We start from the raw sequence: 23,044 nt of genomic DNA, 5'->3' as shown, positions 1-23,044 counted from the left end.
TCAGCGCTGCATGCCCCAGCGCCGCACCGTCACGCGCTCCAGCGTCTGGAACACCACGCCCTCGACGGCCAGGCCGATCACGATCACCAGCGCCAGCCCGGCGAAGACGCGGTCGGTGAACAGCTCGTTGCGGTTCTGGAAGATGTACCAGCCCAGGCCGCCCTTGCCCGAGGACGCGCCGAACACCAGCTCGGCGGCGATCAGCGTGCGCCAGGCGAAGGCCCAGCCGATCTTCAGGCCCGACACGATGGCCGGCAGCGCCGCCGGCACCAGGATCTGCAGCACGTAGCGCAGCCCGCGCAGGCCGTAGTTGCGGCCGGCCATGCGCAGCGTCTCGGGCACGCCCTGGAAGCCGGCATAGGTGTTGAGCGCCAGCGGCCACAGCACCGAGTGCACCAGCACGAACACCAGGCTGCCACGCCCGAGACCGAACCACAGCAGCGCCAGCGGCAGCAGCGCGATCGCGGGCAGCGGGTTGAACATGGCGGTGAGCGTCGCCAGCAGGTCGCGCCCGACCTGGCTCGACACGGCCAGGGCCGTGAGCACGAAGGCCGCGAGCACGCCGGCCAGGTAGCCCTGCAGCAGCACCAGCAGGCTGATGCGGGCCTTCTCCACCAGCTCGCCGCTGGCGAGGCCTTCGCCGAGTGCGCGTGCCGTCTGCAGGAAGGTGGGCAGCAGCAGGTCGTTGGCCTGCCAGCGCGCCAGCACCTCCCAGGCCAGGGCCAGCAGCACCAGGATCAGCCCGCGCCGCAGCCCGGGTTGCTGCCACAGGCGGGTGCGCCAGGGCAGCGGACGCGCGGCCGCGCGCTCGGGCAATGCCGCCACGGCAATTTCGTATTCGGGCCGGATCGGCGGGTTTAAAGCGCTCATGCCGTCCTCCGTGCGGCGTCGGCCGGGACCGGTTCGATGGCCTGGTCGAACAGCAGCCCGTGCACGCGGCGGATGGCGGCCTGGAAGGCGGCGCCCTCGCTGGCCAGGCCGAATTCGTGGCTGTTGATCTCGGCGCGCATCCGCCCGGGGTGCGGCGACAGCACGCCGATGCGGCTGCCGACCACCAGTGCCTCCTCGATGCCGTGGGTGACGAACACCAGCGTGAACCGCACCTCGTCCCACAGCGCGAGCAGTTCTTCCTGCATGCGCCGGCGCGTCAGCGCGTCGAGCGCGGCGAAGGGCTCGTCCATCAGCAGCACGCGCGGCTGCATCGCCAGGGCGCGGGCGATGGCCACCCGCTGCTTCATGCCGCCCGACAGCTGGTGCGGGTAGGCGTCGGCGAAGCGCGCCAGCCCCACCTTGTCGAGCCAGTGCGCGGCGCGCTCGCGGGCTTCGCGCCGGGCCGCGGTGCCCGAGGCGACGAGCGGGAAGGCGACGTTGTCGCGCACGGTCTTCCACGGCGGCAGCTGGTCGAACTCCTGGAACACGACCAGCCGGTCGGGACCGGGGCCGCGGACCGGGCGCCCGTCCAGCCGGATCTCGCCTTCCACCGGCGACAGGAAGCCGCCGATGGCCTTGAGCAGGGTGGACTTGCCGCAGCCCGAAGCGCCCAGCAGCACGAAGCGCTCGGCCCGGTGCACCTCGAAGCTCACCTGGTGGGTGGCCCGCACCAGGCGGTCGGGCGTGCGGTACTCGAGGCTGACGCCGTCGACCTCGAGCAGCGGGGCCGCCTCGCGCGGCGGGTGCAGGGGCGTGACGGTGGCCACGGTCTCAGCTCCCCGGCTGGGCATGGGCTTCCTCGAAGAAGTAATCCTTCCAGGAGCCGGCGCGGTTCTTCAGGACGCCCAGCTTGTGCAGCTCGTCGGCGTAGACGAAGGTGCGGTGCGGCGAGGCGGTGAAGTCGTTCTCCGGGTCCTCGATGATCCGCCGCACCAGCTCGCGCGACAGCCTGGACTTCTGCACGCGGATGAAGACGTCGGCCGCCTTCTGCCGGTCGGCGCGGATGACCTGGGCGGCCTCCAGCAGCGCCGCGTAGAACGCCTTGTAGGTCTTCGGGTTCTCGTCGTGGAACTTCTGCGTCGTGTACAGCACGTTGAAGGTGGCCGGCCCGCCGAGGATGTCGTACGAGCTGAGCACCTTGTGCACCCTGGGGTTCTCCAGCGCCTGGTAGTAGAACGGTGCGCTCGAGAAGTGGGTGTTGATCTCCGAGCCGCCGGCCACCAGCGCCGCGGTGGCCTCGGGGTGCGGCAGGCTCACCGAGATGGTGTCGAAGCGCTTGAAGTCGTCCCTGCCGAACACGCGGGCGGTCTCGATCTGCAGCGTGCGCGACTGGAAGCCGGTGCCGGCGGCCGGCACCGCGATGCGGTCCTTCTCGCCCAGGTCCTTCAGCGTGCGCACCTTGGGGTTGTTGGTGATCAGGTAATTGGGCAGCGAGCCCAGCGCCGCCACGGCCTTGACGTTCTGGCGGCCGCGCGTGCGGTCCCACAGGGTCAGCATGGGCGGCACGCCGGCCGACACCACGTCCAGCGAGCCGGCCAGCAGCGCCTCGTTCATGGCGGTGGCGCCGGAGATCTGGCTCCACTCCACCTGGATGTCCAGGCCCTGGGCCCTGCCGTGCTTCTCGATCAGTTTCTGGTCCTGCACGACGTCCAGGATCAGGTAGCCGATGCCGAACTGCTGCGCGATGCTGATGCGGCCCTCGGCGTGGGCGGCGGCGCCGGCGAGCAATGCGGCGGCCAGCGCCAGGCGGCGCAAGGTGGTCTGGAATGGCATGGGGGTCCTCAGAACGGGCGGTCGCCCTCGATGGTGGTTCGGTGGAGCTTGCGGCGCAGGTGGTCGGGCGTGCCGGCCGCCAGGTGGACGACCGAGCGGTTGTCCCAGAACACCATGTCGTGCTCCTGCCACTGGTGGCGCAAGACGAAGGCCGGACGCACGCTCAGCGCGAACAGCTCGTCGAGCACCGCGCGGCTCTCGTCCTCGGGCAGGCCGACGATGCGGGTGGTGAAGTGCTCGCTGACGAACAGTGCCTTGCGGCCCGTCTCCGGGTGGGTGCGCACCACCGGGTGGATCACCGGCCGTACCTCGTCGAGCTGCTGCTGCGTCAGCGCGGGGCGCCACGGGCTGCGCGCGCGCAGTTCCTCGTAGCGGGCCACGTAGGTGTGTTCGGCCGTCAGCGGCTCGACGAGGTCGCGCAGCGCCTGCGGCAGCGCCTCCCAGGCGGCATGCTGGTTGGCGAACAGCGTGTCGCCGCCCTCGGCCGGCAGCTCCTGTGCGTGCAGCAGCGAGCCGAGGCTGGGCTTGTCCTTGTACGACAGGTCGGAATGCCAGAACACGCCGGCATCGCCCAGGCCGATCGGGCGGCCGTTTTCCCGGATGTTGGACACCACCAGCACCTCGGAATGCCCCGGCAGCTGGAAGTCTCGCAGCACGTGGATCTGCAGCGGGCCGAAGCGGCGGCTGAAGGCGATCTGCTGCGCCGGCGTGATGCGCTGGTCGCGGAAGACAAGCACGTGGTGGTCGAGGTGCGCGCGGTGGATGCGGCGGAAGTCCTCGTCGGGCAAGGGCCGGGTGAGGTCCAGCCCCAGCACCTCGGCGCCGAGCGCGTTGCTCAGGGGGCGGATCTCCAGGCGCTGGAGCGTTGCGGTTGCGGATGCCATGGGTTCAGATCGCGATGTGGTGGAGGGGAACGGAGGCGACGGGAAGGAGCGACTGCAGCAGGGCCAGGCCGAGCGGCCAGTCGCCGTGCCCCGACTCGACGTTGATGTGCCCCGCGTCGGGCAGGCGCACGAACTCGCTGCCCCACGACCGCGCATAGGCGCCGGCCAGGCGCACCGGGCAGTAGGGATCGTTGCTGCTGGCCACGACGATGCTGCGGTAGGGGAGCCGACCGCTGGGGACCGGCGCGAAGCTGTCGAGGACGGCGCGGCGCTCGGGGTCCGCCGGCGCCACGAGCAGGGCTGCATGCACGCGCGCCGCGGCCGCAGGCGGCAGGTGCGCCGCCGCGATGCAGCCGAGGCTGTGCGCCACCAGCACCACCGGCGCCGGGGCGCGCAGGACCGCGGCGGCCAGCGTCGCCACCCAGGCGTCGCGCGCGGGATGCAGCCAGTCGTCCTGCACCACGCGCTGCGCACCGGGCAGGCGCTCGGCCCACAGTGTCTGCCAGTGCCCCGGCCCCGAATCGCGCCAGCCCGGCACGATCAGTGGGGTCGCGTGTGCCGCATCGGGTGGCGTCCAGTGGCCGGCGATGGCATGCGACCGCTGCGGGGTCCATGGCGTAGAGGTGCTGGCTTGCATGCGCCGCATTCTCGGCAGCGAGGGCCCGCGCACCAACGAACATTTCGTCGCTAACTTATGGGCATGTGCTCATGCCGATTCGTGGCTGAAGGGAAATGAACGTCGTCGATGCGGGCTTGACCCGCGTCCCGGTCCGGCGCGATCCGCGCACCGGAGATGGATGCCGGGTCGAGCCCGGCATGACGACGAGGAGCGCCAAGGGCTGGTGAGCGATTCCCCAACCCCGTCATTGCGGGCTTGACCCGCAATCCACCTCCCGACCGGGGTCCAGGTGTGGCCGTGTTCCGCAGACGGCTTCAGGGTCGCCACCCGGACTCGGTCCGGGTCGGCGTGTCATCAGCTGCCGCCGGCGAGGTGCGCATCGGGGAAGAAGTAGTCGCGCACGCTGGACGGCCTGTTGCGGATGGCGCCGACGCGGTGCAGGAAGCTGGCCAGGCCGAAGGTGTTCTGCGGCGTCGCCTTGAACTGCACCTCCGGGCTGCGGATGATCTTCACCAGCAGGTCGCGGTCGGTCTTCGCGCCGGTCACCCGCAGGTAGGTGTCGGCCGCCTTCTCCGGGTTGGCCGTCGTCCACTGCGCGGCCTCCTGCAGCGCATCGACGAAGGCCTTGTAGGTCTTCGGGTTGTCGGTGCGGAACTTCTCGGTCGCGTACAGCACGGTGGCCGAGGCCGGTCCGCCCAGCACGTCGTAGGAGTTCAGCACGATGCGCGCGCGCGGGTTGGCGGCCAGCTCCTGCTCCTGGAACGGCGGGTTGCCGAAGTGGCCGGTGATCTCGGTGCCGCCCTTGACGATGGCCGCCAACGCCTCGGGGTGGGGCAGGGCGACCTGCAGCTTGTCCAGCTTGTTGTACTGGGCGTCGCCCCACAGCTTCGCCGACGCGAACTGCAGCACCCGCGACTGCACCGAGACGCCGACCGCCGGCAGCGCGATGCGGTCCTGGTCGGTGAGGTCGGCGATGGTCCTGACCGCCGGGTTGTTGCTCACGAGGTAGTAGGGGAAGTTGCCCAGCGAGGCCACGCCGCGCACGTTCTGCCTGCCCAGGGTGCGGTCCCAGATCGTCAGAAGAGGCCCGACGCCGGCGCCCGCGATGTCGATGTTGCCGCCCAGCAGCGCGTCGTTCACGGCCGATCCGCCGGACAGCTTGATGTAGTCGACCTTCACGTCGATGCCGGCGGCCTTGGCGTGCTTCTCGACCAGCTTCTGGTCCTGCACCACGTTCAGCAGCAGGTAGACGATGCCGAACTGCTCGGCGATGCGCAGTTGTCCCTCGGCGTGGGCGACGGGGACGAGGGCGGCGGCCAGCAGCAGGGCGGCGGCGCGGGAGGCGAGGCGAGGGGCTTGCATGCGAGGTCTTCCGACAAAGCGTCGCACTGTACGGACGCGGTCGCCGCAGCGGAAATAGACATTCGGCGGAAGCTCAGAACGAAATCATCCGAGGCCCCGCTCGGATGATGGGGTTGTTTGCCTGGCGACGACGGGTAGCGGCCGTCCGGCGTGGAGGGACGCGCGCCGCCGCTGCAGGTGCGTGAACGCACACGAGCGCCGAAGCGAGCTCAGCGCAGCGTCAACGTGGCCGGCGAGCCGATGGGATACACGCCGAGCTCCTGCTGGCGACCGCGGATCGACAACGCTTGCCGTGCGAGTCCGCCCGGGTCGACACCGGCCGCGTCCAGGACGACCTCCGACACCACGAGCCGCACCTCGAAGGCCTTGCACAACTCCTGCAGGCGCGCGGCGGTGTTGACCGCGTCGCCGACGGCGGTGAACGTGCGGGTCGCCTGCCAGCCCACCTCGCCGACGGCCGCCCGCCCCGCGTGGATGCCGATGCCGAATTCCAGCCGCTGTCCGAAGTCGCGGTGCAGGCGCTCGTTGCCGGCCGCCAGACCGGCCTCGATGGCCTGGGCGCCCCGCAGGGCCTGGCGGCAGGCGGTGGGGAGATCGGTGTCCAGCCCGAAGATGGCCATCACGCTGTCGCCGATGAACTGGTTGGGCAGGCCGCCGGCGGAGCGCACGCCATCGCCCACGATGGCAAAGAACCGGTCCAGCACGTAGGCCAGGTCGTGCGGCAGGTGCTGCTCCGACAGCGTGGTCCACCGGCGCAGGTCGACGAACAGGATCGCCAGTTCGCGTTCGGTGCCCGCCTCCTGCATGACGCGCGGATGGCCGTCGGCGCGCAGCAGGGGCGTGACGGCAAGATCGCCGGTGGGCCGTAACTGGCACGCCAGGCGGACGTCGGCGGCGGCGCCGATGCGGTCCAGGGTGTGTCGTTCCGCGGCACCCGGCGGGGGACAGCTGGTCGCCTGGCCGGCGACACGCACGCGGCAGGTCGAACAGCGTGCGCGTCCGCCGCACAGGGACAGGTGGGGGATGCCGTGCGCACGGCTGGCCTCCAGCACCGACCACCCACGCGGGACCGAAATCCTGCGGCCGGGGTAGGCCAGCGTGATGGTCAGGCCCGCGCGCTTGTCGCGCCACGCGCGCCACCCCCGGGCGCCCAGCACCAGCACCAGCGCCGCCACGTATCCACCGGCCAGCATGTCCACGGCAGCCGATAGCCGGGAATACACGACTGCGTCGACCGGGCCGCGCCCGTGGACGGGTGGAAGGTGCTCCAGCTCGCGCGCCATCGCCAGGAAACCCAGTGCGGCCAGCACGGGCAGCAGCAGCGCCGCCGCGAAGGCGAAGTGCAGGTTGTTGCGATAGGCCGGACGATGGCGCAGGACGAAGTGAACACCGAGGCAGCCGTGCAGCCAGGCCATGGCCATCAGGATCATCTGCCGGATGCTGTTGGGGCCTTCCCAGAGGATGCCGACCACCCGCGCGTAGTCGTCCTGCAGGCCGAACCACTCATGGGCCAGCCGCGTGCCGACGAAGTGCGCCGCCAGCAGGACGGGCACGCACAGTCCGAGCACGATCCGCCCGGCCTCGAGTGGCGGCACGCGCAGGGTGCGGCGGGCGAGCAGGGCGGTCAATGCCAGTACGATGTGGACCGCCAGCGCGCCATAGAACAAGACGGTTCCCGGCAGGCTGCGCCAGGCGGCGAGGAACCACTCGCGTCCCGCTTCCGCCGCGGCCAGCGACACCAGGCCTGCCGCGTGGTTCAGCAGGTGGGTGGCGACATAGGTGAAGAGGACGATGCCGGACGCGAGGCGCAGCCCGCGAGCGGAAACGAATTGCGATTGAGGCGATGCCAAGAACGATCCAGCCATCCAGCCTGGGACTGAGAACCATCGACCTGCTGCAGGATCTGCCGGTCAGCCGGCTCGATGCCATCAGCCAGCAGTGCGACTGGCGGCATTATGAGGCGGGCCAACCGCTCGTGGCGCGGGACGCGGCGGACCGCGACCTGCACATGATCGTCAGCGGAACCGTCCGCGTGACCAGCTACTCCGAAGGCGGGCGCGAGACCAGCTTCCGGGACCTGCAGGCCGGCACCTCCTATGGCGAAGTGTCCGCACTGGACGGCCTGCCGCGATCCGTCGACGTGGTCGCCCTGACGTCCGCCGTCATCGCTTCACTGCCGCCGGCAGCGTTCCGCGCCTTGTTGCGCGACGAGTGGATGGTCAACGAGCGCGTGCTGTTGCGCCTGACCGACCTGGTGCGGCGCCTCACCGGCCGGGTCCTGGATCTCAGTACCCAGAGCGTGCAGCAGCGGCTCTGCGCCGAACTGCTGCGGTTGTCGCTCGCCGCCGGTACCGAGGGGAACACGGCGCGCATCGACCCGGCGCCGCGGCACGCCGACCTGGCGAGCCTGGTCAGCACCTATCGCGAGCAGGTGACGCGCGAACTGTCGGCGCTGGTCAAGCAGGGCGTGTTGGCCAAGGACGGCTCGGCGCTGCTGGTGATCGACCTGCAGCGCCTGCGCTCGCTGGTGCCCTGAGGTCGCTCAGGGAACCGCCCGGTCCGCGGGCGCATGGCCCGCGATGCGGGTCTGGGTGCTGCGGCGTGGCCGGTCCCCGGCGTGTCATCCCAGCCACGCCGGCCCTGGAAATCGCCGGCCTCGGGCCGCGCTGCCCAAAAATTCAGCAATCCGTTGCAGGCCGCGCCGTTGCTCGATTGCGCACGGTTGCCAGTCGGTTCTCCACAGGTTTCTCCACGCGCCCTGTGTCCTTGCACGGGCCGGCCTTGTGGTAAGCCCGTGCCTGGCCATGAACGGCTCGAGGCGCCTGGCCGGCCCCGACGTCCGCTGCCCTCGCCACCCATCCCGGACGCCACCCCACCTTCCTGGGGGCTGCTGGGCTAGCATAGGGTTCGACGCGGAGGTGAACGATGGCCAGCCAGGTCCCGACAGCGCGGTGGATGCACGACAACACGAGCGGACCGGAGGTGCGCCGTGGTTAGTCTGAGCCAGTGGCGCAACCGCTCCGCCGGCCCGTCCGTTCTGCTGGAGCAGCAGATCCGGATCGACCCGCAGGAGGCTGCGCTCTACAGGACGCAACGCCGGCGCCACTTCAACGTGGCCGTGCACCCGATGGTGCGGGCCCTCGGCTTCCAGCTGCTGCTCCTGGTGCTGCTTGGCCACAACGCAGCGCGGCCCGACGTCGGCTCCTGGAACGCCACGGTGGCCTACATCGTCGTCGTCGAGCTGTACTGCCTCCTGTCCTGGCGTGTCCTGGTCCACGCCTACGACCGGGTCAAGGCGTTCGACCTCGGCCTGGTGTTCCTCACATGCGACCTGCTCCTGTGGACCGCCGCCGTCTACGTGTCCGGCGGCTACCGGAGCTGGCTCTTCTTCCTGCTCGCCTTGCGCGTGGCGGACCAGAGCTTCGTCAGCTTCCGCCGCGCCGCCGCGTTCACGCACCTGGCCCCGGCCTTCTACCTCGCCATGGTCCTCTACCAGCGGTTCGTCGATGGCACCGCCGTCGACTGGCCGGCAGCCGTCGCCCAGCTCCTGCTGCTCTATCTCTCCTCGTTGTACCTCCTGCTGTGCGGACGCAGCGCCGAACAGCTGCGCGAGCGCACCACGGCAGCCGTTCGCCTGGCCCGCGAGTCCGTCAAGCAGGTGCAGGAACACGCCGAACAGCTGGCGCGCGCCAAGGAGGAAGCCGAGGCCGCCAACGCGGCCAAATCGCAGTTCCTGGCCAACATGAGCCACGAACTGCGCACGCCGCTGAACGCCGTGATCGGCTACAGCGAGATCCTGGAAGAGGAACTGGCGGAAGAGCGTGCATCGCCAGCGGTCCTGGACGACCTGGGCAAGATCAAGGGCGCCGGCGAGCACCTGCTGGCCCTGATCAATGACGTCCTGGACCTCTCGAAGATCGAGGCAGGGCGCATGGAGTTGAGCGTCGAGCAGTACGACCTCGGCCAGATCGTCCACCAGGTGTGCGCCACCGCGCAGCCGCTGGTGGCGGCCAATCGCAACCGTCTCGTCGTCGAGCTGCCCGACAACCCCGGGGAGCTGCGCGTCGACGCGACGCGGTTGCGCCAGGCCCTTCTCAACCTGCTGTCGAATGCGGCCAAGTTCACCAGCGACGGAACGATCACGTTGCGCGTTCGGCGCGAGGCGTTGCCGGACGGCGAGCGGGTGGTCTTCGACGTGCAGGACACGGGCATCGGCATGACGCAGGAGCAGATGGCCAGGCTGTTCCAGTCCTTCGTGCAGGCCGACTCGTCGACCACCCGCAAGTACGGCGGCACCGGCCTGGGCCTGGTGATCAGCCAGCGGCTGTGCCGCATGATGGGGGGCAACGTCGTGGTGGAAAGCGAGCCGAACCGCGGCAGCTGCTTCACCGCGAGCGTGCGGGCCTGATCAGGGGCCACCGGCGCCGGCGCGCGCCACGCACAGCAGCGTGATGTCATCGTGCGGCTCCAGCGTTCCGACGTGCTGCGCCACCCGCTCCTGCAGGCGGCGGATGAGTCCCCCGGGGGCGTCGAAGGGCTCCGCGACACTCGCCAGGAGTGCCGGTTCGCCGAAGGCGCCGTGCAGGCCCATGGCCTCCGTCACCCCGTCCGTGTAGGCCAGCAACCTGGCGCCGGGTTCGAGGGTCGCGGTGCCGATCGCCCAGCGCTGGCCTTCCACCAGGCCCACGGCCGGGCCGGTGGGCTCCAGCCGCGACGTCCCTGCGCTGCCCACCAGGAGAGGCGACTCGTGCCCCGCGTTCAGGTAGTGCAGGCTGCCGTCATCGAGCCGCAGCAGCGCGAAGAAGAGGGTCGAGAACATGTTCTCGTGGCCGTGCACGCTCACGCTGTAGTCGTTGACGAAGCCGACCGCGCGCGCCAGCGTCGCCGCAGGCGCCTCGTCCGGGGCACCGTGCGTGGACATCGCGCGCAGCAGCGTGCGGAACAGTGCCATGTAGAGGGCCGCGCCCACGCCCTTGTCGCACACGTCGGCCAGAACCAGGGCCAGCGCTCCGGACGGCAATTCGAAGACGTCGTAGAAGTCACCCGAGACCTGGCGCGCAGGGACGCAGCAGGCCGCCAGCTCCCAGCCCGACGGACGCGGGAGGGCCTGCGGCAGGAAGCCGCGCTGGATGCGCCGCCCGATCGCCAGCTCGCGGGAGAGCGCGTCGTACCGCGCCCGCCGGTGGTCGGCCAGCCGCTTCTTGGCCAGGGACGATTCGATGCGCGCCTGCAGGAGCACCGGATTGAAGGGCTTGACCAGGTAGTCATCGGCGCCCAGTTCGAGGCAGCGCACGACGCTGTCGATCTGGTCGATGGCGGAAACCATGATGACCGGGGTATCGGCGATGGCGGGGTCGGCCTTGATCCGGCGCAGCGTTTCGTAGCCATCCATGCCGGGCATCGTGATGTCCAGGAGCACCAGGTCCCAGGCCTGGGCACCCAGGAGCTCCAGTGCGGCCACGCCGTCGACCGCCGTGCGCGCTTCGTGGCCCAGGCGGGACACGCGCCGCACCAGCAGGTCGCGGTTGATCTCCAGGTCGTCGACGACCAGGATGCGCATCGTGCGTTCGGCGTCGCTCATGCTGCACGCAGCGGCGCCGCCTCGAGCAACCGCCGCAGGTAGGGCATCTCGCGCTCGGCCGCGAGAGCGCCCTGTTCCACGAGCCAGGGGACGAGATGGACGTCGCCCAAGCCGACGGGGCGGTCGAATTCGGGCATCACCAGGACCGTCTCGGCGTCATGGGCGAGGTTGAAGAAGGCGTACTGCGCACGCAGCAGCTGGTTGACCATCAGGCTCGTGACCTGCCGCACCAGTCCCATGCCCGAGTGGAACTGCAGCTCCAGCGGGTTCTCGAATCCGACCGCGACGATGATGTCCGCGCCCTCGCGCACCGCGACGTCCACCGGCAGCGGGTCGCACACGGCGCCGTCGACCAGCATGCGCCCGCCTTGCGGCCAGGGCGGCAGGATCAGGGGCAGCGCGATGCTGGCGCGGATGGCGTCGAACAGGCGCCCGCTGGAGATCACGATCTGTTCGCCGGTCTCGAAATCGGTCGCCACCAGTTGCAGCGGCGTGTCGAGGTCCTCGAACCGGAGCTGGCCGAACTCCGCTGCGATCGCGGCGTTGATCGCACGGTCCCTGACGATGCCGCGTTTCGGCGTGAAACCCAGCCAGCGCGGAAACACCGACGCCAGGATGGCGCCGTAGTCGACCTCGTCGAAAGCACCGCCCCAGCCGCGCGCGAAACGCTCGGCGACCGCCTGGGCGTCGCCGCCGCCCGCGGCCAGCCAGGCTGCGCAGAAGGCGCCGCCGCTGCATCCGATGATGCGTGCAATGGGGATCCGATGGTTCTGCAGCACGCGTGCCACGCCGTAGGCGGCGGCGCACTTGAGCGAGCCCGCGCCGATCACCAGCGCGACGCGCGGCTCGCGCCCCTCAGGCCGCACGCAGTTGCCCTTCGGCCAGCAGTCGGTGCAGGTACGGCAGCTGCTGCAGCGCGGCCTGCTCGCCTTCGTCGATGATGTAGGCCAGCTTGCCGGTGTCGAACAGGCGCACGCGTTGCTGGAACTCCGGCAGGATGATGATCATCTCCGAATGGTGCGCCGCGCTGTGGAAGGCCAGCTTGGCGCGCAGCAGGTTGTTCGCGAGGATTGCGCTCAGCTGGAAGGCGAACCGCCCGGCGCTGTCGACGCGCTCCTGGTACGGGTTCTCGAAGCCCACGGCGACGATGACGCGCGCGCCGTGCTTCATCGCCACGCTCACCGGCAGCGGGTCGGCCAGGTAGCCGTCGACCAGCAGGCGGCCGTCCAGCTGGTGCGGAGTGAAGGCCAGCGGCAGCGCAAGGCTGGCGCGGATGCCGTCGACCAGCGAGCCGCGCGCCAGTTCCACCAGCTCGCCGGTCGCGAAATCGGTGGCTGTCAGGTGCAGCGGGATCGGCGCGTCCTCGATGCGCTTGTCCCCGAACGCGGCCTCCAGCCGCTGCAGCAGGAGGCGATCGTTGCGCAGCGAGAACTCGGCCGCCTTGAAGCCGAACAGGCGCGGCGCCAGGGCGCGCAGCAGGCCCAGCGTGTTGCGCTGGCCCGTCAGCTCGCGCGTCCACAGGCGCATCGTCATCGCCCTGGATTCATCGGTGGAGAACCCGAAGGCGATGAGGGCGCCGAAGATGGCCCCGGCGCTGCAGCCCACGACGCGCTCGATGCCGATGCCGGCGTCCGCCATGGCCTTGGCGACGCCCAGGGCCGCCGCGCACTTGACGCTGCCCGACCCGATGACGAGCGTGACCTTGGGCGACGCGGCGTCCACGGGTGAGAAGGCGGGAAGGGTCGCAGCCATGGCGCGTCGTCCCTCAGGCCTGGTAGCTCGCCACCGCGGCTTCGACGTCCGGGAACACCTTGATGATGCTGGTGAAGCCGGCGATCGCGAGCACGCGCTCCACCTGCGGCTGCAGCCCGGCGATGCGCAGGTCGCCGCCGCTGCGGCGGCTGTCCTTCACGGCCCCCAACAGCGAGCGCAGGCCGGCACTGCTCGTGTAGTTGACGCGCGAGAAGTCGGCGATCAGCCGCACGCGCCCCTGTGCAATGGGCGGGGCGAACGTGGCGCTGAGCTGTTCGGCGTTGAGGCTGTCGACGCTGCCGGTGATCGTGATGATCGTGGCGTTGTCGCGCTCGGTCAGGATTGCTTCCACTCCGGGACCTCCAAGGTTCTGTCAGTGATTCAGGCGCCGCGACATCACGAACACGTTTCCGCGCACGGGATCGCGTTGGTACGTCAGTTGGTCGCACAGCTCGCGGATCAGCGGCAGGCCCAGGCCGCCGATCTCGCGTGCCTCCGCACTGGCGGTGAGGTCGGGGGCGGCCTGGGCCAGCGGATCGAAGGGCCGGCCCTGGTCCTCGATCGTCAGCAGCATGCTCGGCTGCCCGTCCAGGCGCCCCGGCCGCACGGTCAGCGTCAGGGGCCCGGGCGCGCCGGCGGGGTAGGCGTGGCGCATGACATTCACGCACGCCTCCTCGGCCACGAGCTTGAGGTCGTGGCGCGCTTCGGCAGGCACGGCATGGCGGTCGCAGGCAGCGTCGACGACCGCCAGCAGGCGCGGCAGCGCGGCCAGTTCGGCCGGTGCGGTGATCTGCAGCGGATCGGCCGCCGCCGCGGGCACGCGCTGGAGCAAGGCGTCGATCTTGGTGAACAGCCGCTCGAACTCGACCGGCTTGGTATCGAAGTCGTCGCAACCCGCGGCGAGCGCCTTCTCGCGGTCACCCGACATCGCGTGCGCGGTCAGCGCGATCACGGGCAGGTGCGCGATGGCGGGGTCTGCCCGCAGGCGGCGCGTGGCCTCCCAGCCGTCGATGACCGGCAGGCTCATGTCCATCAGCACCACCGCCGGCTGCTCGCTGGCCGCCATGGCCAGCCCCTGGGCGCCGTCGACGGCGATCGCCACCTCCCAGCCGCGCCGCTTCAGCCGGCGCGACAGGATGTCGCGGTTCATCTCGTTGTCTTCGACGACCAGGACTTTCATGCCGCTCCCATCTTGTCGGCCCGCACGACGGCGGTGAAGACGCTGCCGACGCCGGGGGCGCTGGTGGCCGTGACGTCGCCCCCCAGCATCCGGCAGAGGCGCCGGCTGATCACCAGGCCGAGCCCCGTGCCGCCGTACTTGCGGGAGGTCTCGGCGTCGGCCTGGACGAAGGCCTGGAACAGCTTGCCCAGTTGCTCCGGCGTCATGCCGATGCCGGTGTCGGCCACCTCGAAGGTGGCCACCGGGCTTCCCTGGTCGTCGGTGTCCATGCGCACGGCCAGGCGGATCGTGCCTTCGTGCGTGAACTTCGCGGCATTGGCGAGCAGGTTGAACAGGACCTGGCGCAGCCGCGTCGCATCGGTGCGGATGCGGCCGATGCCCGGGCCGAGTGACAGGTCGAAGCGGTTGCGGTTGACGGCCAGCAGCGGTTGCGTCGTGGACATCACCTGGTCGAGGAGCTCGGGAAGCTCCACGTCCTCGAAGGACAGCTCGATCTTGTCAGCCTCGATCTTCGACAGGTCCAGGACGTCGTTGATCAGGCCCAGCAGGTGGCGCGCCGCTGTCTCGATGCGCCCCAGGTCGGTCATCGTCGAGGGCCCGACCGGCTGCCCCTCCGCGAATTCGTCGGTCAGCAACTGCGCGTAGCCGATCACGGCATTGAGCGGCGTGCGCAACTCGTGGCTCATGTTGGCCAGGAAGGCGCTCTTGGCCCGGTTGGCATGTTCGGCCTGTTCGCGGGCAAGTTCCGCCGCCTGGCGCGCCTGGTCGAGTTCGAACGTCTGCTGCTCGATCAGGCGATTGCGTGCCTTGACCTCCCGGTTCGCCTGGATGGCGGCGCGCGTCTGGGCGTGCGACTGCACGCCGAACATGATCATGAACAGGCACCAGGTGATGGCCGTGAGCAGTTGCGTCGTCTCCGACGCACGCAGGTAGCCACGGAAGTCGCCGGCCGCCGCGCCCAGGAATGCGCCGAGCAGGAAGACGGCCACGCTCCAGGTCGCGAAGCGCTTGCCGCCCACGCTCAGGTTGGTGGTGAGCATCCCCATCAGGAAGACGGCCGTGACCAGGATGTCGAAGCCGAGCTGGCCCGCCCAGAAGGCGAGGATCAGCGTGTCGGTCAGCAGCCATGCGAGCTCGGCGCGCTTGCTGTCCTGGGCGCGGCGAGCCAGCCAGTACGCCAGGTGGGGCCACACCAGCGCCGTGAATGCCAGCCATGCCCAGAGGGGCGCCGACGGCGGCCGCGAGAGGAGAACGGAAATGATGACCGATGCGCTGGCCAGGTGGCCGACGATGCGGATCGGGTAATCGAGCTTGACGATGGGGTGCACGCGGCGCGCGGGCGCCGGCGCTTCGTCGGCGACCGCGGTGGCCAGTGCCGCGGCGCCGCTCATGCTGCGGCGCTGCTTGTGCCCCGGCAGGCCCAGCCGTAGACTGCCCGTCGTCCGCAACCTCCGGTGCCGCGCCGATGTCCGACAACCCGTCCCCCGCCGTGTTCGTCCGCCGCGCCCGCCACGAAGACGTCCAGTGCATGCGCGACTTCGTGCAGCAATTGAGCAGCACGTCGCGGCGCAACCGCTTCCATGGCGTCGTGAGCGGCGACTCGCCCCAACTGCTGAACACCCTGCTCGACGACGATCGCGAGCGCCACGGCGCCTGGGTCGCCTGCGTCTGGGGACCGAATGGCGAGCAGATCATCGGCGAGGGCGGCTGGCACATCGTCGATGCGGCGCAAGGGCGCGCGGAACTGGGCCTGAGCGTGCTCGACTCGTGGCAGGGATCGGGCGTGGCGCACGCGCTGATGACCAAGCTGATCGACGGCGCGCGCGAGGCCGGTGTCCAGTCGCTCTACGGTGAGGTGCTCGAATCGAACGAACGCATGCTGGCGTTCATGCAGCGGTACGGGATGCAGCAAAGCGCCGACGACTGGCCCTGGGACCGGGGAGGAGCGATCCGCATGGAGCGCAAGCTGGCCTAGGCCGGCCGCACCAGGCGACGCCGCGTCGCCTGCCAATGCTTCCAGATGCCGCTGGTTTGCCATGCTGCTCCTTGAGTGGATGGCTCAACTCGTGGTCGGTCGCTGTGCAAGCGATGTGAACGGGATGCATTCTCGATGAGAATGTTGGCGATAGCAACAAGGTGCAGCGAAGTACAACGGCGGTGCCGATGAGCGGCCGCCGGCTCCCAGGTCGCGCTGCTCCCTGAAGCGTTGCTACCCGCTGCGCAGGCTGGAGACATCACCGGCTCTGCCCCCAAGGTCCCCGATGAGTTCGCCGGAAGCGGACTCTTCGCGAACCCGTCCGCGCCGACAATGTGCGAGCTGTGGCAAGTCACGCGCAAGGACAAGCAATGCATACCAAGGAGGACCGCACCAGCGAGGGGACAGCCCTGGACGGCGAGTTCACGCGTCGCAGCCTGGGCATCATGCTGGCCCAGACGCGCGCCAGTGCAGTGGCGCTCACCCTGGCAGGCCCCCTGTATGGCCTGGTGATCGTGCCCCGGACGGGATGGCTTCCCTGGCTCGTTTGGTACGTCACGCTGGTGGCCAGCCTGCTGCTGCGCCAGCGCTACTTCATGCACCTGGTGGCCCGTGACGGCTACACCGGGCAGACGCTGCACCGGGTGTCGCTCTGGGCCGGCGTGACGGGCCTGCTCACGGCTGCCTGCGTGCCGTTGTTCGTTCACTGGCTCACCCTGACCGAGGTCGCCATCATGACGGTGCTGACGCTGGGGCAGCTGCTCGTTGCGGTGATCGGCGTCAAGCCCCGCATGTACGCCGTGTACATGGCCGGGTCGCTCTCGATGGTGTATGTCGGCTGGCTGGTGCACGGGACCGGTATCCACAAGCTCGTCATCGGGCTGGCGATGGTGCTGGGCGGCACCATGATGCAGCGCGCGGTGCACACCTACTGGAAGACGCTGCGCGACAACGCCGAGATGGGCGCGAGCAAGGCGCAACTCGTCGACCAGCTGCGCGCCGCGCTCGAGAGGCAGCACGACATCCAGCTTGCCCGGTCGCGCTTCCTCGGCGCCGCCAGCCACGACTTGCGGCAGCCGGTGCAGGCGCTGATGTTCCTCACGGACATCTTCAAGCGCACGAGCGACATGGCTCGGCGCGAAGCCATCGCGCCGCAGATCGTCCGCACCGGAGAGTCGATCGACACGATGTTCAGGCACCTGGTCGACTTCGCGCAGATCGAAGCGGGCACCTTGCGGGCCAATCTTCAACCGGTGCACCTGGGGCGGCTGATCCAGGCGATCGTCGCGGGCTTTGCCGAGAAGTGCGCGGCCAAGGGCCTGCGATTTCGCGTCGACATGCGATCGGACGGCGCCGTGATGGCGGACCCCGTGCTGCTCGAACGCGTGCTGCGCAACTTCCTCGACAACGCCGCCAAGTACTCGCTGGTTGGAGAGATCGTCCTGACGGTGCAGCAGTCCGGCGAGGACCTGGAGATCAGCGTCGAAGACCAGGGCGTGGGCATGGACGAGGAGGACCTGGCGCTGGTCTGGAACTCCTTCCACCGGGGCCGGTCCGCGGCACTGGCGGAAGCCGAAGGCATCGGCCTCGGTCTGGCGATCTGCCGCCACATGGCCGACATGATGGGCGCCCGCCTGGGGCTGTCCTCGCGGCCGGGCCAGGGCACCCGCGTGACCATCTGCCTGCCGAGGCCTGCCGAGCCGGTGTGCGTGGCGCGGCTCGATGACAACCTGCGCGAGCTGAACCTGCAGGGCCGCCTGATCGCGGTCATCGAGGACGATGGCGCGACCCGCCGGGCCCTGACGTCGTGGCTGCAGGATGCCGGCGCCGCCGTCGTGGCAGGCGCCGGCTTGAGCGAGACGCAGGAGGCGCTGCTGGCGTCGGGACGCCGTCTCGACTGCATCCTCGCGGACTACCGCCTGTCCGAAGGCGACGGTGTCACCGCCATTGCGGCGCTGCGCCAGCAGCATGGGGCGGTGCCGGCCCTGATCCTGTCTGCCGAGCCCGACCTGCAGGAGCGCGGACTCGGTCTGCCGTGCCTGCAGAAGCCGGTGGCGCCCGAAGCCTTGATGGCGCATCTGCGGCAGCTGTTTCCCGACCCGGGCAGATCGCTGGAGAGCCCGGATCGAGGCGAGACGAGCGTCGCCGTGTGACAGGCCATGAACACCGTCCCGGACATTTTGGTCAAGAGAAAGCGGGGTTGAGATGGGTCTCAAGCGGATGGACAACGTCGGCATCGTCGTCGAATCTCTGGATGCCGCCATCGCGTTCTTCCACGAGCTCGGCCTGAAGCTCGAAGGGCGAGCCATGATCGAAGGAGAGTGGGCCGGGCGCGTCACCGGATTGCCGGACCAGCGCGTCGAGATCGCCATGCTGGTCACCCCGGACGGCCACAGTCGGCTCGAGCTGTCGCGGTTCCTGACGCCGCGCGTCGTCGCCGACCACCGGAACGCCCCGGTGAACGCGCTTGGCTACCTGCGCGTCATGTTCACGGTGGACGACATCGACGCCACGCTCGACAGACTCCGTGGCCTTGGAGCGCAGCTCGTCGGCGAAGTGGTCCAGTACGCAGACGCGTACCGACTCTGCTACATCCGTGGCCCCGAAGGACTTCTCATCGGGCTCGCCGAGGAGCTCAAGTCCGGTGACCCGGCGTAGGCGCGATCGTCGGGGGCGAGGACTGCTTGCCGCCATGCCTGTTCCCGGCCGGGAGTGGCCGAAGGCGGCAGGCAGGGTTGCTCAGGCGTTCGGCTGCCCCGCGTGCATGCGGGCCCACTGCTGGATCTGGGCCGCCGATCCCATCGCGCCTGCCTGCCGCGCGGTTTCGCGGCCACCGATGAACAGCGCCAGGGTCGGAATGCTGCGGATCCCGAACCGGCTGGCCAGTTCAGGGACCGCTTCGGTGTCGACCTTGCACACCCGCATGGTCGGCTCCAGCGCGGCCGCAGCCTGGCGGAACGCTGGCGCCATCATCCGGCACGGCCCGCACCACGGCGCCCAGAAGTCGACCAGGATCGGGACCTGCGTCCGCGCGACGATCCGGTCGAACGCCGCCGCCGTCGCGATGTCCACCGGCTCGCCCGTGAAAAGCGGCCGCTTGCATTGCCCGCAGACCGGTTCGCTGCCGAGCTGTTCGGCGCGGACGCGATTGGTGGCCAGGCAGTGCGGACAGGAAACGTGCAGGGGTTCGGTCATGCCTGCAGGTGGGGACGGCCGGGTTCGCGTTCAAGCGCCGTGGATCGAACACCTCGCTTGCGGAAGAGGTGAACCGTGGGCGCGCTGCGGAGTCGACCGGTGATGGCGTCGGCAGGCATGGTGTCGAAACGGTTGCGCACGGCAAGCCAGCTCGTCTGGGTCGCGGCGCTGCTCGCCAGCGGCTGTGGTGGCGGCGGCGGCGGTGGCGGCGGTGGCGGTGGCGGTGGCGGTGGCGGCGACAGCGCGCCGGCGACCGCGCTGCCCACGGTCGCCGTCGACAGCGCCAGCTACGCCCCTGGCAGCCCACAACGGCTGGCCTATGACCAGCTCAATGCCGCCCGGTCGCGCTGCGGTTTCGGGCTGCTGGCGCAGTCGGCGCCGCTGGACCAGGCTGCGGCTGCGCATGGCAACTACATGAGCCTCAACAGCGAATTCGGCCACGGCGAGGTTCCCGGCAAACCCGGCTTCACCGGCGCCACGCCGCTGGACCGCACCCGGGCCGCGGGCTATGCCGCCCGTGCCGTCGGCGAGGACCTCTCGGCAGGCGGATCGTTCAGCGGCTCGACGGCAGCCGACGCGATCCGCAACCTCATGGCCGCCCCGTACCACGCCCAGTCCCTCCTGACCGGCTTTCGTGACGTGGGCCTCGCGTGGAACGTCGTGGGTTCGCTCAACACGTTGACCGCCGACCTGGGCGTTCCCGTTTCGGCGCAGTTCCAGTCACCGCAGGGTGTGGCCACGTTCCCTTGCGCGGGCACCACCGATGCCGTGCCCCGCGGCAGCAATGAATCGCCGTCCCCCTTCCCGTCCAACCCGGACGCGCAGTGGGGCCAGCCCGTCACCGTGACAGGGCCCGATTCGCTGCGCCTCACCTCGGCCACCATCACCAGCCCCTCCGGACCCGTGGCTCTCCTGGTCATCTACGGCTCGGGCGCGACCGTCGACCCGAATGGGGCCTTCACCGACGGATGGTTCTCCGTCATTCCGGAGGTGCTGCAGCCCAGCACGAGCTATGCGGTCGCGATCGACTACACGGTCCTGGGAACTCCCGGCGCTGCGCGCTTCACGTTCACGACGGGCCCGCGCTGACGCCCGCTGGCACGCCGGCCCGTCAGCGGATGAATTTCCCGCCGGCGTCCACCATCGTGATCTCGACGAAGCTGGAGCCGTGCCGCCTGCGGTTGTCGAAGGCGAGACGGTAGCCGCCCAGGTCCACCTCGCCCATGCGCTCGAGCGCGGCCTGCACCGTGGCGGGCGTCGCGCGCGGGCCGGCGCGCCGCAACACCTCCACCAGGATCGACGCATTGAGGAAGCCCCACAGGCGATCGTAGGTCGGTGCGAGCCCCGCCGCGGCCGCCGCTGCCGTGAAGCGCCGCGCGAGCGCCGTGGTCGCCCGCTGCGGTGAAGGGATCACCTGCGTGAAAGCCATGCCGCGCGCCACCGGTCCGAGCTCTTCGAGAAGGGCGGTGGTCCCGGCGAGCGACAGCGCGTACACCGGCACGCGCACGGCCGGCAGCGACTTCATGAAGCCGATCACCGCGGCCCCCGCCGCCAGCAGCAGGATGGCCTGCGGCTCGCGGGCGGTGATCGCTGCGGCCGCGTCCCGCGCGTTGGAGCCATCCGGTGCCACGGCCGCCTTGGCCACGAGCTGCACCCCGTGCTGGTCGGCGATGGCTTGCACCTGCGGCAGCATGAAGCGCCCCAGCTCGTTGTCCTGGTAGGCGACCGCCAGCTTGCGCGTGTTCAGGGTCGCCAGGTTCTGCACCATCGCCTGCACCTCGTCGCGCAGGCTCGCGGTGGTCGTGAAGAGCCAGGGGTGCGGGTCCCGGCGCACGACATCGGCCCCGTTGTACACACCGATCAGCGGGACCCGGCGCTCGTCCAGCAGCGGCAGCGCCCGGACCAGCCCGGGAACGAAGGCATATCCGAACAGCGCCACCACCTTCTGGTCGTCCAGCAGGGAGCGGGTCAGCTCCTCGGTGCGCGCGGGCTGGGTGGTGTCGTCGAGGGTGACCAGATCGATCGGCGTCCCCTGCAAGCCGCCCTGGGCGGCCACGGAGGCGAGCAGCAGTTGCTGGCCTTCTGCAATCGGCTTCACCACCGGCGCGAGCGGTCCGGTGAGCGGCAGGCATTGGCCGATGCGCAGCGGCGCCGTGGCAGCGCGCGCGGTGCCCGCGAAGGGCAGGGCGCAGGTGGCGGCGAGCAGGGCGCGACGGCCGACGGCGGGTTGTCCCGACATGTTGACTCCTGAGGATGGGACCGTGACCGTAAGCAGGCCCATGCGGATGCTTCCCCCCGCCGGTGGGGGGGGAGGGGTCAACCCTGAGGACCCCGCCGCCGCGGGAGAACACCCGTGCGGGAATGCGATCTCTCCCCGAAACTCGCGCTGACCGGGTCTGGACACCGCCTCGGCCAAGGGATGACGGGCATCCGCCTCTGGCAGACTGCATTGCGGCGCGTGCCCGGACCTTGCGCCAGGACCCGGCCGCACCGGAGAGGGCATCGTGGAGCACAAACGGAAGGAACTCGCGCACGCCAAGCGCCAGGCCAGCTTGCTGCTGGCCCTCGCGGCGTGCATCTTCGGGATCACGATGCTGGTGACTCCCAACCCGTGGGTGCTCGCCATCCGCGCGATCACCGAGGCGGCCATGGTGGGCGGGCTGGCCGACTGGTTCGCGGTGAGCGCGCTGTTCCGGCGCATCCCCACCGGCATCCCCTTCATCACGGCGCACACGGACGTCATCCCGCGCAGCAAGGACCGCATTGCCGACAACCTCTCCGCCTTCGTCAGGGAAAAGTTCCTGGCGCCCCATACGCTGGTCGACCTGATCCGCCAGCACGATCCCTCGCGGTTCGTCGCCGACTGGCTGACCGACCCGGCCAATGCGCGGCGCCTCGGCGCGCACCTGGCACGTGCCATCGAAGGTGTCCTCCACGTGGTCGAGGACGCCCGCATCGAACAGCTGGTGCGCGACGCCGCACGCGAGGTGTTCAAGGGCGTGGACCTGACCGGCTCCCTGCGCGGCGTGCTGGACACGCTGACCAGCGATGGCCGCCACGACCAGCTGCTGGAACAGGCGCTGGACCGCGCGCTGGGGCTGATGGACCGCCCGGAGACCCGCGCGTGGATGGCCGCGCAGGTGATCGACTGGCTGACCCATGAGCATCCGCGCAAGCAGAAGCTCCTGCCCAAGCAATGGATCGCGCGGAACGTGGCGACCGCCATTGCCGATGCCGTCACCGCTCGCCTGGAGAGCATCCGGGCCAATCCGGCCCATGCCTACCGGCAGCTGTTCGACCAATGGGTGCGCGATTTCGTGCTGCGGCTGCAGTCGGACCCCGCGCTGCAGGCGCGCGGCGAGGACATCAAGCAGTACCTGCTGAACGATGCCACCTTCGGCAGCTACGTCGGCAGCCTCTGGGGTTCGTTCAAGACCTGGCTGGCAGAGGACCTGCGCAATCCGCAGTCGGTGTTCCACCAGAACGTCGCCGCCGGCGGCACGTGGCTGGGCGAGCAACTGACGCGAGACCCGCAGCTGCGCCAGGCGCTGCGCTCACAGCTCGAGGATGCCGCCACCCGGCTCGCGCCGGACTTTGCCGAGTTCCTGACCCGCCATGTGCGCGACACGGTGCGCGCGTGGGACGGTCGCGAGATGGCCGACCAGATCGAGCTGAACATCGGCAAGGACCTGCAGGCGATCCGCGTGAACGGCACGATCGTGGGCGGAGCGATCGGCCTGGGGCTGCACCTGCTCACGTATCTGGCGTCAGGCGTGTGAGCGCTTCAGTCAGG

22 protein-coding genes are annotated in these 23,044 nt (G+C 70.2%); 7 read left to right on the top strand and 15 right to left on the bottom strand.

The features are described 5' to 3' along the window. From GON04_RS07785 to GON04_RS07755, 7 genes are all read right to left on the bottom strand, one after another. The gene (locus GON04_RS07785; protein ID WP_157397351.1) at positions 1-870 is read right to left on the bottom strand and encodes an ABC transporter permease; all 870 of its coding nucleotides are present in this window, start codon (positions 868-870) and stop codon (positions 1-3) included. Next, positions 867-1,721, bottom strand: a complete 855-nt coding sequence (locus GON04_RS07780) for an ABC transporter ATP-binding protein (RefSeq protein ID WP_157397350.1) — start codon at positions 1,719-1,721, stop codon at positions 867-869. The genes GON04_RS07785 and GON04_RS07780 overlap by 4 nt, the downstream gene beginning before the upstream one ends. Further along, positions 1,702-2,703: an ABC transporter substrate-binding protein gene (locus GON04_RS07775; protein ID WP_157397349.1), complete on the bottom strand. Its 1,002-nt coding sequence runs from the start codon at positions 2,701-2,703 to the stop codon at positions 1,702-1,704. Before GON04_RS07775 ends, GON04_RS07780 begins: the two co-directional genes overlap by 20 nt. A gap of 8 nt (positions 2,704-2,711) precedes the next feature. Continuing rightward, entirely contained in the window at positions 2,712-3,587 is an 876-nt protein-coding gene (locus GON04_RS07770) for a TauD/TfdA dioxygenase family protein (protein ID WP_157397348.1), read from the bottom strand. A gap of 4 nt (positions 3,588-3,591) precedes the next feature. Beyond that, complete coding sequence (locus GON04_RS07765) at positions 3,592-4,224, bottom strand: RBBP9/YdeN family alpha/beta hydrolase (RefSeq protein WP_157397347.1); 633 nt, start codon at positions 4,222-4,224, stop codon at positions 3,592-3,594. A gap of 336 nt (positions 4,225-4,560) precedes the next feature. Next, on the bottom strand, positions 4,561-5,568 hold the full coding sequence (locus GON04_RS07760) for an ABC transporter substrate-binding protein (protein ID WP_157397346.1): 1,008 nt from the start codon (positions 5,566-5,568) through the stop codon (positions 4,561-4,563). A 209-nt stretch (positions 5,569-5,777) separates the two neighbouring features. Then, a complete protein-coding gene (locus GON04_RS07755; protein WP_232532954.1) occupies positions 5,778-7,418 on the bottom strand; it encodes an adenylate/guanylate cyclase domain-containing protein in 1,641 nt (546 codons plus the stop codon). Between GON04_RS07755 and GON04_RS07750 the strand changes: the two genes are divergently transcribed. After that, entirely contained in the window at positions 7,412-8,104 is a 693-nt protein-coding gene (locus tag GON04_RS07750) for a Crp/Fnr family transcriptional regulator (RefSeq protein ID WP_157397344.1), read from the top strand. The two genes, GON04_RS07755 and GON04_RS07750, sit on opposite strands and share 7 nt — an antisense overlap. Positions 8,105-8,557: 453 nt before the next feature. Further along, positions 8,558-9,976 carry an ATP-binding protein gene (locus GON04_RS07745; protein ID WP_198349234.1) on the top strand — a complete coding sequence of 473 codons (1,419 nt, stop codon included), beginning with the start codon at positions 8,558-8,560 and terminating at the stop codon, positions 9,974-9,976. Here the strand turns inward: GON04_RS07745 and GON04_RS07740 are convergent, their stop codons facing one another. The 6 genes from GON04_RS07740 to GON04_RS07715 are packed head-to-tail and all read right to left on the bottom strand — an operon-like array spanning position 9,977 to position 15,472. Further along, a complete protein-coding gene (locus tag GON04_RS07740; RefSeq protein WP_157397343.1) occupies positions 9,977-11,149 on the bottom strand; it encodes a PP2C family protein-serine/threonine phosphatase in 1,173 nt (390 codons plus the stop codon). Then, positions 11,146-12,015 (bottom strand): patatin-like phospholipase family protein, encoded by an 870-nt coding sequence (locus tag GON04_RS07735; RefSeq protein WP_157397342.1) that lies wholly within the window; start codon positions 12,013-12,015, stop codon positions 11,146-11,148. Before GON04_RS07735 ends, GON04_RS07740 begins: the two co-directional genes overlap by 4 nt. Next, the gene (locus GON04_RS07730) at positions 12,005-12,901 is read right to left on the bottom strand and encodes a patatin-like phospholipase family protein (RefSeq protein ID WP_157397341.1); all 897 of its coding nucleotides are present in this window, start codon (positions 12,899-12,901) and stop codon (positions 12,005-12,007) included. The genes GON04_RS07735 and GON04_RS07730 overlap by 11 nt, the downstream gene beginning before the upstream one ends. Positions 12,902-12,914: 13 nt before the next feature. Continuing rightward, on the bottom strand, positions 12,915-13,253 hold the full coding sequence (locus GON04_RS07725; RefSeq protein ID WP_157397340.1) for an anti-sigma factor antagonist: 339 nt from the start codon (positions 13,251-13,253) through the stop codon (positions 12,915-12,917). 21 nt (positions 13,254-13,274) lie between these two features. Then, complete coding sequence (locus tag GON04_RS07720; RefSeq protein WP_157397339.1) at positions 13,275-14,081, bottom strand: response regulator; 807 nt, start codon at positions 14,079-14,081, stop codon at positions 13,275-13,277. Then, positions 14,078-15,472 carry an ATP-binding protein gene (locus GON04_RS07715; protein WP_157397338.1) on the bottom strand — a complete coding sequence of 465 codons (1,395 nt, stop codon included), beginning with the start codon at positions 15,470-15,472 and terminating at the stop codon, positions 14,078-14,080. Before GON04_RS07715 ends, GON04_RS07720 begins: the two co-directional genes overlap by 4 nt. A 74-nt stretch (positions 15,473-15,546) precedes the next feature. On the opposite strand from GON04_RS07715, the gene GON04_RS07710 reads away from it, so the two are divergent. The 3 genes from GON04_RS07710 to GON04_RS07700 all read left to right on the top strand — a co-directional run bounded on the left by GON04_RS07710 (position 15,547) and on the right by GON04_RS07700 (position 18,714). Continuing rightward, positions 15,547-16,056, top strand: coding sequence for a GNAT family N-acetyltransferase (locus GON04_RS07710; protein ID WP_157397337.1), 510 nt, complete (start codon positions 15,547-15,549; stop codon positions 16,054-16,056). A gap of 371 nt (positions 16,057-16,427) precedes the next feature. Then, the gene (locus tag GON04_RS07705) at positions 16,428-18,209 is read left to right on the top strand and encodes an ATP-binding response regulator (protein WP_157397336.1); all 1,782 of its coding nucleotides are present in this window, start codon (positions 16,428-16,430) and stop codon (positions 18,207-18,209) included. A 52-nt stretch (positions 18,210-18,261) separates the two neighbouring features. Further along, on the top strand, positions 18,262-18,714 hold the full coding sequence (locus GON04_RS07700; protein WP_157397335.1) for a VOC family protein: 453 nt from the start codon (positions 18,262-18,264) through the stop codon (positions 18,712-18,714). Positions 18,715-18,795: 81 nt separating this feature from the next. Here GON04_RS07700 and trxC read toward each other — a convergent pair whose 3' ends face one another. Continuing rightward, on the bottom strand, positions 18,796-19,251 hold the full coding sequence (gene trxC, locus GON04_RS07695) for a thioredoxin TrxC (protein WP_157397334.1): 456 nt from the start codon (positions 19,249-19,251) through the stop codon (positions 18,796-18,798). A 102-nt stretch (positions 19,252-19,353) separates the two neighbouring features. Between trxC and GON04_RS07690 the strand changes: the two genes are divergently transcribed. Further along, positions 19,354-20,340: a CAP domain-containing protein gene (locus GON04_RS07690; protein WP_198349232.1), complete on the top strand. Its 987-nt coding sequence runs from the start codon at positions 19,354-19,356 to the stop codon at positions 20,338-20,340. Positions 20,341-20,362: 22 nt separating this feature from the next. Here the strand turns inward: GON04_RS07690 and GON04_RS07685 are convergent, their stop codons facing one another. Next, complete coding sequence (locus GON04_RS07685; RefSeq protein ID WP_157397332.1) at positions 20,363-21,490, bottom strand: ABC transporter substrate-binding protein; 1,128 nt, start codon at positions 21,488-21,490, stop codon at positions 20,363-20,365. A gap of 265 nt (positions 21,491-21,755) precedes the next feature. Between GON04_RS07685 and GON04_RS07680 the strand changes: the two genes are divergently transcribed. Beyond that, entirely contained in the window at positions 21,756-23,030 is a 1,275-nt protein-coding gene (locus GON04_RS07680) for a DUF445 family protein (RefSeq protein ID WP_157397331.1), read from the top strand. Positions 23,031-23,044: the final 14 nt, after the last annotated feature.

The sequence above is a fragment of the Ramlibacter pinisoli genome (assembly GCF_009758015.1).
Lineage (GTDB): Bacteria > Pseudomonadota > Gammaproteobacteria > Burkholderiales > Burkholderiaceae_C > Ramlibacter > Ramlibacter pinisoli.
This window is presented reverse-complemented; position numbering and strand designations above follow the sequence as displayed.